Consider the following 16,485-nt stretch of genomic DNA (forward strand, 5'->3'; position numbering starts at 1 on the left):
GAATCTTATTCCATTTTTTTACTGGTTCACTCTTTGTCTTCCTTTCTTTCAATGGTTTGACATATTACAAATCTATCTTTTTTATCTTATCGAAATTCTATCTGCCAAAACTAAGGTATTATTTAGGTTTCACATAGATAACATCATCTTTGATCGAATAACGGATTGGTGCGATCATTTCCAGCAACTTGAATATTTCGTCGGGCGACTCTTTCCGGATCGTTAGCGACAGGCGCTGGTCGACGGGAGTTCCCGGCTGGCAGACGAGTTCCATGCCGTACCATAGTTTTATCTTGTGTAAGATGACGGACAGTTTTTCATTGTTGCATACCAGCTTTTCGTTGATCCATAATATATATTCCGAGGCATCGACCTGTCTTATTTCATGGACGCCGGTCTCTTTATCCAGGATAATCCGTTGGTTGGGTTTCAACAGAATGCTGTTCGGATTATTCGGTAGCTGTATTTCAACCTTTCCGGTGATCAGGGTGGTTTCGCTGTTCATTTTATCCGAGTAATCCTTTACGTCGAAGCTTGTGCCCAGTACATTGACTGTCATTTGATTGGTCTCGACGAAAAACGGTGCCTGTTCGTTCTTCTTTACTTCGAAATAACCTTCTCCTTCCAGTTTGACTTTTCTGTATTTGTCGGAAACTTTTCCGGATAAGTCAGCTTACTGTTCGTATTCAGCCAAGCGACGCTTCCGTCGGGCAGTGTAACGGAACCTTTGCTTCCCTTGCCCATGATGGCCTGGTTCATAATGACAGCTTCTTTCTCTATGTAAACGATATCCGGAGTGTTTCTACCTATATAATATCCTCCGATCGAACAAATCAGGAGAATGGCAACGGAGGCTGCAATACGTAAAAACGGACGTATAGAACGTTTGGGCAAACGGCTGTTTTGTTCGTTACGGCGGACGCTCTCTTCAAATATCCGGAAAGCGTTTTTTGTGTAATCCGGCGCATGAACCGGAGTCTTTCCGGATACCAGCCAGATATCCCGTAAGTCGATGAATGTCTTTTTATTCGCTTCACTTTCCCGCAACCAGGCGAGAAGACGTTCTTTTTCCTCCTTGCCGGCTGTTCTCTGTAAATATTTTAATATGATGTCGTTCATCCTTGTTTTGTATCCCTTTCGGTAATTATTCAGTTACTCTTCTATACATATCACAAAACAAAACCGATTAACCCTACCTCAATGAGAAAAAAAAGATTATTTTTACGCAAATATTTTTGGGAACCGGAGATACAGTAATGATAACCATCAGTGATAATAAGTTTAACGAAAGGGGTAGTAGATTGGGTGAGTTTATTTTATTTCAGAGGCTTTTTGAGGATTATTTTCGCTCTTTGGTCACGTACTCTTACCGGTATGTGAACGACTGGTCGGTGGGTGAAGATATTGTACAGGATGTGTTTATGGCTCTTTGGATCAACCGGGATAAAATTGATTTTGAGGAACCGATAAAACCTTACCTGTATCGGGCTACCTATAACAGATCGATTAACTACCTTAATTCCGTGTCGGTTCAGCGACGCGTAGATCATGCCGATATGCTGGATGAACTGATCGACCGGGAGATACTGTCGTATAACCAGCATGACAATCTGCTACTGAAAGAGATAGAAGAGGAGATAACCTCTTTTGTCGGTACGCTTCCCGAACAGCGTAAAAGAGTTTTTCTGTTGAGCCGCGAGGAAAATCTGAAGAACAAAGAAATCGCACTTCGCCTGAATATCAGTGAGAAAGCGGTAGAAAAGCATATAACCAAAGCCTTATCCGATATCCGTACCCACCTGACAGAAACCGGACTGATATCCGGGCTGATTTGTTTCTTGTTGAACCAGAATTGATTTCTTACCAATGTCTTTCTGATTACTATACGTACTAATTAGAATTAGTATGCCGGGAAATCAATGGTTGATAACCTTCGGCCGTATGGTTCATAATTATCGGCCGATTGGTTCATAATTATCAACCAAACAGCTGACAATTATCGGCCGCTGATTTGAATAGGAGCCAATATAGTAAAATAAGCAATAAGTTGTTTAATGCAAAGGCAGTAAATTCATATGTGATTGGAATTATTTTTTTGATATTTGATAGAATGACAATTGTTATGTGAAATCTTTTCAGTAAATTGCCTTCGAAACTTTGAAACTACACGTTTCTGTCGCTTAAATCTTGATTAATTATGAAATACGTGAAACTCTTTTTGTTGACAGTTGTGGTACTTTGTTCATTTAGTAATGAAAAAATACCAAAGATTGATTTACCGGTCCACACTCCTAAACAGACTGTGCAAATGAGTAAATTGTTCCGTAAAGTAAGGTATGTTCCTCTGGAAACAACAGATGATTGTTTACTTTCTTATATCCATGTGCAGAAGATACAAGATTATATACTAGCCTGGGATTACGATAGCTGTTGTTTGTTTAGTGCTAAAGATGGAAAATTTATACGGAGAATAGGGCATAAAGGCGATGATCCGGAAGCTGTATATTCATTTTATGAGAATTTCTATAATCCGTATGATGGACTTCTTTATTTTCAGGGTGTTGAAGGAATTCGGGTTAAGTATGGGCTGGATGGTAAATATATAGGTAAAATGAAAGTCCCGTTGTCGACAGGTGTCTCTCCTCAATTTGTAGTACCATTGGACTTAACGACTTTTTGTGCTTTTTTTGCGAATAGAAGTGGACGGGAGAAGAAAAGAATAGTTTTATTTGATCATAACGGAAATGTAAAAAAAGAGTTTCCTAACCATCATTTTGTAGAAACAAAAATGTATATTATTGATTCGGGTGATGGGCTTACGTATAGATATAAAGGTAATCTTTATTTTAAAGAAATGTTTATAGATACGGTTTATCAAGTTAGTAAAAATCAGTTGAAGGCAGAATATATTTTAAATATAACATCTCGTTCTGTGCCTTATAAAGAGCGTTATGACAGACATAAGGAAGCGATATCACCTTATTTTATATATGAAAATGATGTAAATATAGCTTTTCGTTATCATATGAATGGAGTAGGGCAACTATGTGTTTATAATAAACAAGCAGGAGAAAGTTCTTACTATTTATGTGAAAATGGTCCGATTGATGATATCAACGGGTTTATGCCTGTTTGGATATCTACGATTTGTGATGATGGAACTTGTATGGGGCTTTTGTATGCTCCTGATATTTGCGATAATATAGATAAAAATGGAATATCTTCCAATCCGAATCTCAATTTCCTGAAATCGATTTCACCGGATGACAATCCGGTAGTGGTGTTTATGGAGAACTAAAATTAGGTCTGGTGACATAGCTGATCGTTACGCTTTGCGTGAACCAAATCTATCTTAATCGATATATAAATTACAAAAGCCTTATGACGAATAGATGGATATACATATTAGTTATTGCGTTATTATCCTGCCATGAACAAGGGAATAAAAGAGGTATGGAAATGATAATAGAGGATCCGGCAGAACTGGCAACCGTAACTGATGTGGTGAAAGTTCGTGATACACAGCATAATAATGATGATATATCGATAAAGAATGAATTTAAGAGTATAGAATATGTTCGTATTGACAATAAAAAAATAATCGGAAAGATAATAGATATAGCTTTTACAAAGGATTATATGTTTTTAATGCTCTCTCATGATGGCGGAATAATGAAATATGACCGGAAAGGTAATTTTATTAAAGTAATCGCCAGGGTTGGTGAAGGTCCTGAACAAGTTAATCCACATCATATATTTGTAGATGAATATAGAGAGAAGGTCTATGTAATGCAGTTTAGAAGAAAACATAGTATAGCCGTTTTTTCTTTTGAAGGAAAGTTTTTAGGAAACTTGGAATATCCGTTCGATAAAATAAGAGTCATGTTACCTTTAAGTGATGAAGTCTTTTTTACTTTTAGGGAATCTATAATTCCTTTGACTGATTCCTTGAATTATGTTTCTGGTATGTTTGATATTTTGGGAAAAAAGTATTATTCAAGAAAATCGTATGTAAAACAATGCGATCTTGAAAATTGCAGATTAGGACGTGTGTTCTTTTTTTCTCATAAAAACAGTGTGTTATACAAAATCGGGGGTATTAATATCCTTTATAGGGCAATGCGAGATACAATTGTTCCTGCTTATTATTTGGATTTAAAAAATCCTATCAGAGGAGAAATTTATCAATTGGCTTACTCTTCTAAAGAGTATACAAATTCTCTTGATGGGAATAATCTGAATTATATATTTATTAATAGAGAAGGCTTTTTTGAAACAGACTCTTGTTTATATTTGAGATATGCAAGTGATAGAGGCGGTACCGTTTTGCGGTATAATAAAAGTAGAAAACAAACAAATAGTTATGCACCAAAAATAACAAGAGTTTTAAGTGTTAAAAATGATATTGATAATGGAGTTCCTATTTGGCCATTATACCATTATGCGAAAGAGAATATATATGTTCAGACTTTATCAGGAGGAGAAATTCAAGATTTGAAAGATTTGAACTATTTTAATGAACAAGCTCCAGCTGTCTATCGTGATATGAACGAAGATAGTAATCCTCTCGTTATTATATATAAATGTAATTGATTAATAGAAAAGTAGTCAATTTTAAAATTATCTGGGACTGAGAAAAGTCGGTTATTTGCTGGTTATGGGATCCGGCGAAAGTTGGATAGGGCAGGTATTGTTCCGTTACAACGCTTTTTCCAGCCTCTGAAAAAGATTCTGAAAGAAGGACTTTAAATCTAAAATGTAAAGATGGATATTCTTATCTGCTACATATTTACTATCTTTGCAGTCTGTTATTGGAATATCTTAATAAATCGACGATATGATTCTATTCTTTCAATCTCCAACAAAGACGGTGCTGGCTGTTGAGGCGGCACATGCTTTCTCTCCTGAAGATGTTCAAAAGCTCGTTTGGTTGTTTAGTGAAGCCGCTCCACTCCAATCCGAAACATTGGATGGATGGTATGTTGGTCCGCGCCGGGAAATGATTACCCCGTGGAGTACCAATGCTGTGGAAATCACTCAGAACATGGGCTTGAGCGGTATCTCACGTATCGAAGAATACTTCCCAGTTTCTTCCGGTGAGGCTGATCATGACCCGATGTTGCAACGCATCTACAACGGCCTGAACCAGGATATCTTCACAATCAGTAAACAACCGGATCCGATTGTTTATATCGAGGATATTGCAGCTTACAACAAAAAAGAAGGATTGGCTTTGAGCGACGAAGAGGTTTCCTACCTCAATGAAGTAAGCCAGAAGCTGGAACGTAAGCTGACCGACAGCGAAGTGTACGGTTTTGCACAGGTAAACTCGGAACACTGCCGTCATAAAATCTTCGGCGGTACATTCGTTATCGACGGAGAAGAGAAAGAAAGTTCTCTTTTCAATCTGATTAAGAAAACTTCGGCAGAAAACCCGAACAAGCTGGTTTCTGCTTATAAAGATAATGTGGCTTTCAATGAAGGTCCGATGATCGAACAGTTTGCTCCGGCAAGCGGCGACAAACCTGACTTTTATGAGGTAAAAGAAATCAAATCGGTTATCTCGCTGAAAGCTGAAACACACAACTTCCCGACAACGGTTGAACCGTTCAACGGGGCAGCAACCGGATCAGGAGGTGAGATTCGTGACCGTCTGGGTGGAGGTAAGGCTTCTTTGCCTATTGCCGGTACAGCCGTTTACATGACTGCTTATCCGCGTACGGAAGGTGCCCGTGAATGGGAAAAGGTACTTGATCCGCGTCCCTGGTTGTATCAGACGCCGGAACAGATTCTGATCAAGGCATCAAACGGTGCTTCCGATTTTGGAAACAAGTTCGGTCAGCCGCTGATCTGCGGTTCGGTGCTGACTTTCGAGCATGAAGAAAACAATAAGAAATATGCTTACGATAAGGTAATCATGTTGGCCGGTGGTGTCGGTTACGCTAATATGCGTGATGCGTTAAAGGGTGATCCTCAACCGGGTGAAAAGGTGGTGTTGCTGGGTGGCGACAACTATCGTATCGGTATGGGCGGTGGTGCTGTTTCCTCTGTAAACACAGGGCAGTATACCAGCGGTATCGAACTGAATGCCGTGCAGCGTGCTAATCCTGAAATGCAGAAACGTGTATCGAATGTGATTCGTGCTATTGCCGAATCGGATAATAACCCGGTTGTTTCTATCCATGACCATGGTGCAGGCGGTCACCTGAACTGTCTGTCGGAATTGGTGGAAGCTACAGGTGGACATATCGATATGAGCCAGTTGCCTGTCGGTGACCCGACGCTTTCTGCTAAAGAAATAGTTGGTAACGAAAGCCAGGAACGTATGGGCTTGCTGATGAAAGAAGAAGATGTGGCCTGCGTAAGACGTATTGCCGACCGTGAACGTTCTCCGATGTATGTGGTTGGTGAAACGACTAACGATATGAAATTTGTATTCGAGCAGGCTGACGGTGTGAAGCCTATCGATATCAAGCTGGAATATATGTTCGGTAAACCGCCCAGAACGATCATGAAGGATCATACGGTGGAAGAAACATATGCTCCGGTCGTTTACAAAGAATCGGAACTGCATCATTATCTGGAAAACGTGCTTCAGCTGGAAGCTGTGGCATGTAAGGACTGGTTGACCAATAAAGTGGACCGTTCCGTAACAGGTAAGATCGCTCGTCAGCAGTGTCAGGGTGAATTACAGTTGCCGTTGAGTGACCTGGGTGCCGTAGCATTGGATTACCGTGGAAAAGCTGGTATCGCTACTTCTATCGGTCATGCTCCGCAGGTGGCAATGATTGATCCGGCTGCCGGTTCTGTTATGGCTATTGCCGAATCGTTGACGAATATCGTTTTTGCTCCGTTGGCAGATAAGCTGACAGGCGTTTCTTTGAGTGCCAACTGGATGTGGCCGTGCCGCAACGAAGGGGAAGATGCTCGTCTGTATACCGCTGTTCAGGCCGCTTCCGATTTTGCTTGCGAACTGGGTATCAATATCCCGACAGGTAAAGACTCTTTGTCGATGACACAGAAATATGGCGATGATAAGGTGATCGCTCCGGGTACGGTAATTATTTCTGCCGGTGCTGAGGTAAGCGATGTCCGTAAGATCGTTTCTCCGGTATTGGCTCACGAAAAGAACTCTTACATATATTATATAGACTTCTCGTTCGATACGATGAAGCTGGGCGGTTCCGCATTTGCACAGACTTTGAACAAGCTGGGTGATGAAGTGCCGACCGTGAAGGATAGCGAATATTTTGCTGATGCTTTCAATGCAGTTCAGGATGCCATCGAAAAGGGCCTGATCCTTGCCGGACACGATATTTCTGCCGGCGGTATGATCACTACCTTGCTTGAAATGTGTTTCGCAAACGTAGAAGGCGGTCTGGAAGTCAATCTGGATAAGCTGTCTGAAACAGACATTGTGAAGATCCTGTTCGCTGAAAATCCGGGTATCCTGGTACAGGTGAAAGACAAGAAGGCTTTCGAGAAGTTGATGGAAGAAGCCGGTGTTGGTTGTGCAGTCATTGCCAAACCGACCGACGAACGTCATATCCTGGTGGAAAAAGAAGGTGTTCAGTATCATTTCGGTATCGATTATATGCGTGATGTATGGTACGAGTCTTCTTATAAACTGGATATTAAGCAGAGCGGTAGCGTATGTGCCGGAAACCGTTTTGAAAACTATAAGATGCAGCCGTTGGAATTCAAATACAACAAGAACTTTACTGGTAAGCTCGCCGATTATGGCCTGACTCCTGATCGTAAAGGAAAGAGCGGAATCCGTGCTGCCGTTATCCGTGAAAAGGGTTGCCAGTGTGAACGTGAGACTTCTTACGCTTTGTATCTGGCCGGTTTCGATGTGAAAGACGTTCACATGACCGACCTGGCTTCGGGACGCGAAACATTGGAAGATGTGAATATGATCGTGTTCTGTGGTGGTTTCTCCAACTCCGACGTTTTAGGTTCAGCCAAGGGATGGGCCGGTGGTTTCTTGTATAACGAAAAGGCTAAGAAAGCATTGGATAACTTTTATGCACGTCCTGATACGTTGAGTCTGGGTATCTGTAACGGTTGCCAGCTGATGGCTGAACTGGGTGTGGTTTATCCGGAACACGAAAAGAAACATAAGATGTTGCATAACGACTCTCACAAACTGGAGTCAAACTTTATCTCTGTGGAAATACCGAAGAATCATTCAGTCATGTTCGGTCCGATGAGCGGTCAGAAGCTGGGTATCTGGATCACGCATGGAGAAGGAAAATTCTGGTTCCCGTACGAAGAGAAGGAATATCATATCGCACTTAAATATAACTACGAGGTTATCCTGCCAACCCGAACGGTTCGCCCTGGTCGGTTGCCGGTGTTTGCTCGCATGACGGACGCCATATGGCTATGATGCCTCACCTGGAACGTGCTTTGTTCCCTTGGCAGTGCGGTTATTATCCTGCTGACCGTAAAGGTGACGAAGTAACTCCGTGGATTGAAGGTTTCGTAAATGCACGCAAGTGGATTGAAGAAAACAAGAAATAAGAAAGAGAGATATATCTTTATAAAAGTAAAGGTTGCAATGTTCTGAGCATTGCAACCTTTTTTCTATGAATAAGCAGCCTGGAAATATTATTATTAAGTGCGAAATTGTTAGTTAATGCAGCCACTTATTCATAGTAGTTTCATCGGGTGATTACCAACCTTTAGTTGTTTGCTTTAACAACGGATTGGCATCCAGCTGACGTTTGGGGATCGGGAAGATCGTGTATTCTTTATCCGACGGATCGACATCTTTATCCCACCAGGCATTACCGAAACGTCCCCAACGGATCAGGTCCGAACGGCGGCGGCGTTCGCCGATAAACTCGCGTCCCCATTCGTCGACAAACTCCTGGTCGGTCAGCAAGGCCGGATTTTGTACATAGCTGTATTTACCCCATTCGTCTGCCGGATAGTTTCTGACACGGGTAAAATCGAGCAGTTCGGCAGCCTTAGCTTTGTTGCCGCTTCTGTAATTGATCTCTGCCAGCATATAATAGATTTCTGTTAGACGGATCTCCGGTGCGGATTGGCACATATATAGTCCGTCGCCTTCCTGCAAATAAGGGAACTTATTGAAACGTACGCCTGAATTTTCTTCTCCTGTCGTTACGCGCGAACCTTTTTCTTTAGCCGTGCTGAGACCTTCGGAGAAACGGCCGACCTGATCTACGTAGATCAACGGTTCACCTTTGTGTTCTTCCGTTCCTTTTACTGTTTCGTTCGTGTAGCCATATCCTTTTGTATAGTCGAACTTATACTGGGTTCCGATCATAAAGAAACCTTCGTAATCGCCGTTGGCACTGGTGATCTGGAACGGTTGTTTACGGTAATCGCAGTCTGCATACTTTTCATACGGGGTTCCCAGTTGGCTGGCGAAACTATACACGTTGCCATCGAAATCCCGTGAAGGTGTCATGTGAATACCATTGTTGCCACCGTCGGGATTACCCAAAGCCTGGCCGGAAGTGTAATGCAGGAAAGAATCATGGAAACCGCCGAACTGGTACACATTGCGTTTGTGGGGGAATTCGAACAACAATTCAGGTGACCTGTATCCTTTGATGCCGGAGCGGAACGGATCGCGGTAATCGTTCTGGTTGATATGATATTCCCCGTATTTACCGGCAATGATATCTTCGCAGAATGTTTTACAGTCTGCCGAACGGTCGACATTGAGCCACACCTGCGAATTGAAATAGATACGGGCCAGTAATGCCGCAGCTGGAGCCTGGGTGAAACGACCGACGATATTCTCTTTTTTCAGTTGAGGCAATACATCTTTCAGTTCGCTCTCGATATAGCTGAATACTTCTTCGGGTGTAGCCTGAGCGAGCAGTTCGTCCGGTGCATCCTTTTCTGTGAAGATAGGCACATTCCGGTAGAAGTCGATCAGGAAGATATAGAACCAGGCACGCAAAGTACGTAATTCGCCGATGTAGTTGTTTTTCTCTTCATCCGTGATCCCCATGGCCTGGAAGTCCAGAACGTTGAAGTCGCGAAGGAGTGAATTGATCTGTTGGATACCTTGGTACGGACCGACCCAACCTCCATTGATCTGGTTCATATCATAATTCCATTTATGCTCGTGCAGGCGAACCCATTGTCCGTCGTCGTAGCCGTGGCGTCCTTTCTGTGTCCAGACGAAATGGTCGCCGGTAAGCTCTTGCAACTGCCAGCGGTCGCCGTCCCAACCACACCATTGGGCGTGTTCGTAGGGACGGAGTACGGTTGCTTCGACAGACGCTTTGTCTGTGAAGTAGTTGTCGCTTGTCAATATATTGAATGGCTCTTCCGTCAGATCCGTACAGGAAGTGAAAGCCATGGTTGTAGCCATCAGGCTGACTGCACAAAGTGATTTTATATTTTTCATGCTGTATATACTTTTAGTTTAGTAACTGATTTGAACTCCGAATGATACGTTGCGGGCTGTCGGATATAAGTCCATACTACCTCTACCGGCCCATAAGCCAGTGACGTCGACACTTGACGGGTCCATGCCGCCTGAATACTTCGTGATGGTGAACACGTTCTTCATGGTTGCATAAATACGCAGGTTGGAGATCCATTTCGTATTCAGTTTAGGTGTCCATCCCAGCGTGATGTTATCCAGTTTCAGGTAATTACCGTTTTCGAGGAAGTAGTCGCACATGATCTTTTCTCCTTTGATATGGGCATTTTCCTTATAGGCGGATGTCAGTTTGTTAATACCTGTTACTCCTTGCAAACCATAATACATCTGGTATTGATTCAGAATCTGGTAGTCGAAACGTCCGCGGAAATAAAGGGACAGGTCGAATCCTTTATAAGTAAATGTGTTTCCCCAGGCCATTTCCCATTTGGGCGTACCGTTACCGATATAGGTTCTGTCCGCTTCGCTGGCGTCACGTCCCCGTACGGTTTCGCCTCCTTTGATACCATCTTTGAAAACCATAATATTTCCATCTTCGTCGACACCGGCGTAGCGGTATCCGTAGAATGAACCGATTTCAACACCATCCTGCAAACGCTGGCACGGGCCGGGGTTTCCGGGTGAAGGCAGACCGTCGCCTTCCATATAACCCAACTCATATTTCTCGTTAGAGAATGATTTCAGCTTCGATTTGGTATAGGCAAGCGTGGCATTGGTTGAATAGGTGAACTTGTCGTTTTGTACGGCATCCCAGTTTACCTGCAATTCAAAACCTTTGGAATTGGTTGTACCTACATTAGTCATGATCTTTTCGTGCAAATAGGGAGGAACCGGAACCTGATATTCACCGATTACATCTTTCCCTTCGCGGATGAAAAGGTCTAAACTTCCGGATAGGCGCGAATTGAACAAGGTATAATCGATACCCAGGTTGTAAGATATTTGTTTTTCCCAGGACAGGTCTTTGTTAGGATTGTTTCCCGGGCCGTATACCTGAACCCATTTACCTTCACTGTTCGGCATCCATCCGTAACCGGTATATTTCGCCAGAGAAATATATTTATCGAAGCCCGAGCGTCCGGTCTGTCCGTAAGAGAAACGGAGTTTCAGGTCATTCACGGTCTGAGAATCTTCGAAGAAGGAAAGACGGGAAACACGCCATGCGGCAGAAGCAGCAGGGAAAGCACCCCATTTATGATCCGTACCGAATTTGGTATTTCCTTCGTAACGGATAGAACCCGTGAACAGGAAAGTATTATCGAAATCATAGTTGACACGTCCCAGGAAGGCGATCGTCTTTTCTTTGTTTTTATCGGATTCCATGCCCAGACGTCCGTCGGCCTTGTTGTAGTCTCCGGCTCCCAGGTTGTTGTACAGGAAAGCGTCTGTCGGGAAGTTCATGTTTTCGGCATTGAACTTTTCCCAGTTGAATTCCTGATAGGAGTAACCGCCCATTACTTTCAGGTGGTGCCGATCTATATCCAGCGAATAATTGCCTAACCATTCTAACGTATAGTCCACCCATTTCTCATTTTCCAGGCGGGCACGTCCGTTACGGCTGTTGTTGATCGACTCGCGATGGTCTTTGAAATAATACTCGCGTTGCTTCTTGTCATGTCCCTGGCGGCCGAGTTTTAATTCAGTATTCAGGTTCTTCAGGATGTTGAGTTTGATGTTGAAGTCGGTAGTCAGGTATTCCTGTGTAGCTCCGTTTTCACGTCTTGTCAGGTTGAAGATCGGGTTGTAACTATCGAAGTTATTCCGAAATGCATCCATTTCATCCTTCGAATAGGTCGGGTTCAGTTCGACTGCTTGTTTGAAACTTCCGTAATCGGTGTAATCTTCATCGGCGTAACGATAGGATATGTTTCCTGTCACTTCCAATAAACCTTCTAAAGTGATTTGTTTGAAGCTGGCACGTAAACCATATTCTTTACGGTCTGTTGCAATGTCGAGCCCCTCTTTCGAACGGTAGTTTGCCGAGATACGGAAGATGCTGGATTCGCTACCACCGGAGAGGGCCAGGTTGTGGTTCTGTCCGAAGTTGTTTTTGTTGAGCAACTCGTTGTACCAATTCGTACGGGAACCGTAATCCTTTCCGATATTGTTGGCCACAAACTCTTCCGGGCTTAGTATTTCCGGTCGTGCAGCAACGAAATCATGTTCGGCATAACCATCGTATGTAATGGATACTTTACCGGCTTTTCCCTGCTTCGTCTGAACCAGGATAACTCCGTTCGCTCCGCGGGAACCGTAGATGGCAGCGGCGGAACCATCCTTCAATACAGTAATAGATTCGATGTCTTGCTGGGCAAGATTCCGCAGGTCACCGCCTGGCATCCCGTCGATAACGATCAACGGGCCGTTTCCGGCTTTCAAAGAAGAGGCTCCGCGTACCTGGATACTCGGACTGGCATTCGGATCGGCGGCTGCTGTATTGGATACGGATACACCGGCTACTTTACCGTCGATCATCTGTAACGGACTATTGGAAGCTCCTTGCAGGAAGTCTTTACTTTTTACACTTGTCACGGCAGTTGTCAGGTCTTTTTTCACCGTACTACCATAACCGACAACAACTACTTCCTGCAGATTTTCGGTATCTTCTTCCAGTGTGACTTCTATTTTTAACTGGTTGCCTACCGGTATCTCCTGTGATTTGTAACCGATATAAGATATTTGTAGCGTTGCATTTGCAGGTACATTGTTCAGCGTGAAATTTCCGTCGAGGTCCGTAATGCTCCCATTGGTTGTTCCTTTTACTATTACATTGGCTCCGATAACAGCCATCCCTTTTGTATCGGTAATGGTGCCTGTTATTGTTTTGCTTTGCTGGGTAATACTTGTTACCGGTGAATTTTCTGTTGTCGATCGTTTTATATCAGATGCATTTATAGGAAAGGCATAGAATAGAAAACAGAATGCCGACATTTTTGCTATCTCGTTGAAAGAGATGTGATTAAATGTTTTCTTCATAATTGTGAATTAATACTAGTTAGAATTAATAATTTTAATAGGTAAGTGATACGTATCTTATACGTATTGTCTGAACTGTTGTTTTTTCTACGTCATAGGCCTTATTTTTTTAGATTAGAATTAAAGTTGATTTAGTACTCGCATTGAAATTCAATCAATAGTTCTTCAGGAACTAATTACTTTATGGATTTGATTGAGAGAGGAGACAGTCTTTTTATTGGGCAGTTTTGCAAAAAATGTTCTTGAGCAGGAGAAGTAAGTCGGGTAAGACATCATACTCTGTGTTTTTATAATAAAATATTAGCTTATTATTTACTTTGTCTGATTTTAAAGTTAATGTGTTATGATATTATATTAATTTTTTTATTATTTTTGCCCAGTGTTATTCTCAATTTGATTTGTTTTCCATAGTTCCTGAAGAACTATGTCCGATATCCTCTATTCCCGTTAAGATAATGTAAGACTATCATTTTTTATACTCGCATTGATTACCGGCAGTTTTAGCCGGAGTTAGAAATCTTCCGCGGATGCTCCCGAATATCGGATAAAATCTGTAAGTTTACATGCTCAATATTTTGTAACGGATTCTAATACAAAAAAGAAGATGAAGAAAAGATCAATGTTTACTATGCTGCTTGTCTTGTTTTTATGTGCAAGTAGCGTTTATTCCCAGACAAAAGTGATTGCCCACCGGGGTTATTGGGATTGTGAAGGTTCTGCTCAGAACTCGGTTACGGCTTTAAACAAGGCTCATGAGGTTGGAGCGTATGGCTCTGAATTCGATGTCTCTATAACGGCAGATGGCATTCCGGTTGTCAATCATGATGACAGTATTCAGGGTTTTTGTATAGAAACTTCTCTCTATGAACAACTGAAAGACCTGAAGTTGAAAAACGGAGAAACGTTACCGACTTTGGAAGAATACCTGATACAAGGAAAGAAAAATCAGGGAACTCAGCTTATTCTCGAGATCAAACCTCATAAACGAGTTGTGAATGAAGATAAAGCGGTTGCAACTATTCTTTATCTGGTACAAAAATATCAGATGGAAGATCAGGTGGAATACATCTCTTTCAGTATGAATATTTGTAAGGAGTTGATTCGCCGTGCTCCGAGTGCCCAGGTTTCCTATCTTCGTGGAGAAGTTTCACCGGCAGATCTGAAGACATTAGGTTTTTCCGGCCTGGATTATCATTATAAAGTATTTGACAAACATCCCGAATGGATTCAGGAAGCTAAAGATGCCGGCCTGACTATCAATGTGTGGACGGTGGACGATCCGGCTGTAATGGAATCGTTCGTTGCAAAGAATGTCGATTTTATCACTACGGATAAACCGGTACAGCTGAAGGAGATAATAGGGAAATAACCCGTTATGCTGAAAGGAATAATTGCAGGAAGTAAATATTCTTTTTCAGATATTTCAACGCTTCATTGATGTGTCTTTCCACTGTCTTTGGGGTAATATTGAGTCTTTCGGCAATTTCTTTATAGCTAAGTTGTTCATGGCGGCTCAGGTAAAAAACTTCCTTTTGCCTGGGCGGCAATTCGTTTACCAGCCGTTCAATATAAATCCGCAGATCTTTTGCATGCAATTCCTCTTCTATATCATAAGCCTTGTCGTAAGCCGCAAGGATAGACATTTTATAAAAAGTTTCATTGAAATTTTTCTTTGAATTACTGAAAATCATATTCCGGGTGATGATGAACAGTAATCCTTCCAGGTTTTCATTTTCATTTACATAGCTGCGTATATCCCATAATTTGATAAAAACTTCCTGTACTACTTCCTCGGTGGTAGAATCGTTTGTGTAATAGAGTCTGCAAAACTTGTAGACTTTGTCGCAATATTTGTGATACAAAGAAGTAAAGGCCTCCTCGCTACCGTTTTTTAATGCCAGTATTAGTGTTTGATTATCCAATTTAGCTTCTTTATTGATTATTGCAAAGATAGAAAAGAATTGAAGAATAGCAAAAGTCTCTTAGAAAGATGGTAGGTTTTGTTAAAATAAAAAAAGTTTGATATTCTTCTGGGGGATAACTCTGAATTTGGAGTATTTAGTGTTAGATATGAAGGAAATGAAAGAAGAAGATATTATAAAAAAGGCTTTGACAAGCGGACTAACTGATAAGGAAAAAGAATTTCTGGCCGGTCGGGAGCCTGTTTTACGTCATTTGAAAGAACAGTGGAATGAACCGGGAGATTCGTTTCTTAGCCCTGTGGCTAAAGAACGGGTGCTGGGCCGGGTTATGCGGAAGATACATCCTTATAATACCCGTCGGGACTATTGGATGAAATATGCGGTAGCAGCCTCTCTGGCTCTGCTTATTTCAGTTGGCTCCTGGCTGATAGGACAAAACGGGGCAAAAGAGAAGACTATTTATGTAGTAAGTGCCGGCCGGCAGTCGATGGAGTCGTTCTATCTGCCGGATGGCAGCCATGTGTCGTTGAATGCCGGCGGAAGATTAACTTATCCGGAGTCGTTTGACGGAGAAAAAAGGGAAGTGTCCTTATCCGGGCAGGCTTTCTTCGAGGTACATCATGATCCGGAACATCCTTTTATCGTGAAAACAAAAAGTATGGATATAAAGGCATTGGGGACTGCTTTCGAAGTGTTCTGTGTTGACTCCCTTTTTTATGCGGAAATGATTCTGACAGAGGGGGCGGTTGAGGTAAGCACAAAGAAAGAGCGGGAGAAAGGTGATGTCTTACTGGTCAAGCCTGATGAAAAACTGGCTTATGTGATGGGCGGAAAAGCTGAAATCATGCGAGTAAATGCCGATCAGTATTCATCCTGGCGCCGGGAAGGGAGGCCAAATTTCAAAAATGAAAAGTTAGGAATGATCCTTCCCCGTCTGGAAAGCTGGTATGGCATAAGTATAAAATGTCCGTCTGAACTGGCCGGTAAATATAGTTTTACCTTTTCTATTCATGATGAATCGTTGGAACTTTTGCTGGATATCATATCCAAGAGTTCTCCGGTTGCCTATCGTAAAAAAGGAGACAGCTTTGTCTTGTATGAGAAAGTCAATAAATAATTATGTTAAACTTAAATCAGGAATATATGAAAAAC

Annotated in this window: 10 protein-coding genes and 1 pseudogene; 6 read left to right on the plus strand and 5 right to left on the minus strand. The window is 42.2% G+C overall.

Translation table 11 applies throughout. From position 1 onward, the window contains the following. Positions 1-118: 118 nt before the first annotated feature. Together DXA15_RS26930 and DXA15_RS26935 are read right to left on the minus strand one after the other, a co-directional pair. Entirely contained in the window at positions 119-628 is a 510-nt protein-coding gene (locus DXA15_RS26930) for a FecR family protein (RefSeq protein ID WP_233567430.1), read from the minus strand. Then, positions 601-1,119, minus strand: a complete 519-nt coding sequence (locus DXA15_RS26935) for a FecR family protein (RefSeq protein WP_233567427.1) — start codon at positions 1,117-1,119, stop codon at positions 601-603. Before DXA15_RS26935 ends, DXA15_RS26930 begins: the two co-directional genes overlap by 28 nt. Positions 1,120-1,256: 137 nt before the next feature. Between DXA15_RS26935 and DXA15_RS18595 the strand changes: the two genes are divergently transcribed. From DXA15_RS18595 to purL, 4 genes and pseudogenes are all read left to right on the plus strand, one after another. Next, positions 1,257-1,856, plus strand: a complete 600-nt coding sequence (locus tag DXA15_RS18595; protein WP_128135018.1) for an RNA polymerase sigma-70 factor — start codon at positions 1,257-1,259, stop codon at positions 1,854-1,856. A gap of 341 nt (positions 1,857-2,197) precedes the next feature. Next, positions 2,198-3,298 carry a 6-bladed beta-propeller gene (locus tag DXA15_RS18600; RefSeq protein WP_128135019.1) on the plus strand — a complete coding sequence of 367 codons (1,101 nt, stop codon included), beginning with the start codon at positions 2,198-2,200 and terminating at the stop codon, positions 3,296-3,298. An 83-nt stretch (positions 3,299-3,381) separates the two neighbouring features. Beyond that, positions 3,382-4,593 carry a 6-bladed beta-propeller gene (locus DXA15_RS18605; protein WP_128135020.1) on the plus strand — a complete coding sequence of 404 codons (1,212 nt, stop codon included), beginning with the start codon at positions 3,382-3,384 and terminating at the stop codon, positions 4,591-4,593. 244 nt (positions 4,594-4,837) lie between these two features. After that, positions 4,838-8,526 (plus strand): annotated as a pseudogene (gene purL / locus DXA15_RS18610) (phosphoribosylformylglycinamidine synthase). 151 nt (positions 8,527-8,677) lie between these two features. On the opposite strand, the gene DXA15_RS18615 reads toward purL, so the two are convergent. Together DXA15_RS18615 and DXA15_RS18620 are read right to left on the minus strand one after the other, a co-directional pair. Then, complete coding sequence (locus DXA15_RS18615; RefSeq protein WP_128135021.1) at positions 8,678-10,396, minus strand: RagB/SusD family nutrient uptake outer membrane protein; 1,719 nt, start codon at positions 10,394-10,396, stop codon at positions 8,678-8,680. Positions 10,397-10,414: 18 nt separating this feature from the next. Beyond that, positions 10,415-13,411 (minus strand): SusC/RagA family TonB-linked outer membrane protein, encoded by a 2,997-nt coding sequence (locus DXA15_RS18620; protein ID WP_128135022.1) that lies wholly within the window; start codon positions 13,409-13,411, stop codon positions 10,415-10,417. 604 nt (positions 13,412-14,015) lie between these two features. Between DXA15_RS18620 and DXA15_RS18625 the strand changes: the two genes are divergently transcribed. Beyond that, on the plus strand, positions 14,016-14,780 hold the full coding sequence (locus DXA15_RS18625) for a glycerophosphodiester phosphodiesterase family protein (protein ID WP_128135023.1): 765 nt from the start codon (positions 14,016-14,018) through the stop codon (positions 14,778-14,780). Between the two features lie 4 nt (positions 14,781-14,784). Here DXA15_RS18625 and DXA15_RS18630 read toward each other — a convergent pair whose 3' ends face one another. Further along, positions 14,785-15,333, minus strand: coding sequence for an RNA polymerase sigma-70 factor (locus tag DXA15_RS18630; protein ID WP_128135024.1), 549 nt, complete (start codon positions 15,331-15,333; stop codon positions 14,785-14,787). A gap of 157 nt (positions 15,334-15,490) precedes the next feature. Here DXA15_RS18630 and DXA15_RS18635 point away from each other — a divergent pair, with 157 nt between their 5' ends. Next, positions 15,491-16,450, plus strand: a complete 960-nt coding sequence (locus DXA15_RS18635; protein WP_233567429.1) for a FecR family protein — start codon at positions 15,491-15,493, stop codon at positions 16,448-16,450. Positions 16,451-16,485 lie beyond the last annotated feature (35 nt).

It is taken from the genome of Parabacteroides sp. AM58-2XD (assembly GCF_003463685.1).
Taxonomy (GTDB): Bacteria; Bacteroidota; Bacteroidia; order Bacteroidales; family Tannerellaceae; genus Parabacteroides; species Parabacteroides segnis.

Excerpts from the sequence above, each read along its gene's own strand:
- DXA15_RS26935 (WP_233567427.1), bottom strand. The coding sequence starts at position 1,119 with ATGAACGACATCATATTAAAATATTTACAGAGAACAGCCGGCAAGGAG.
- DXA15_RS18595 (WP_128135018.1), top strand. The coding sequence starts at position 1,257 with ATGATAACCATCAGTGATAATAAGTTTAACGAAAGGGGTAGTAGATTG.
- DXA15_RS18600 (WP_128135019.1), top strand. The coding sequence starts at position 2,198 with ATGAAATACGTGAAACTCTTTTTGTTGACAGTTGTGGTACTTTGTTCA.
- DXA15_RS18605 (WP_128135020.1), top strand. The coding sequence starts at position 3,382 with ATGACGAATAGATGGATATACATATTAGTTATTGCGTTATTATCCTGC.
- DXA15_RS18615 (WP_128135021.1), bottom strand. The coding sequence starts at position 10,396 with ATGAAAAATATAAAATCACTTTGTGCAGTCAGCCTGATGGCTACAACC.
- DXA15_RS18620 (WP_128135022.1), bottom strand. The coding sequence starts at position 13,411 with ATGAAGAAAACATTTAATCACATCTCTTTCAACGAGATAGCAAAAATG.
- DXA15_RS18625 (WP_128135023.1), top strand. The coding sequence starts at position 14,016 with ATGAAGAAAAGATCAATGTTTACTATGCTGCTTGTCTTGTTTTTATGT.
- DXA15_RS18635 (WP_233567429.1), top strand. The coding sequence starts at position 15,491 with ATGAAAGAAGAAGATATTATAAAAAAGGCTTTGACAAGCGGACTAACT.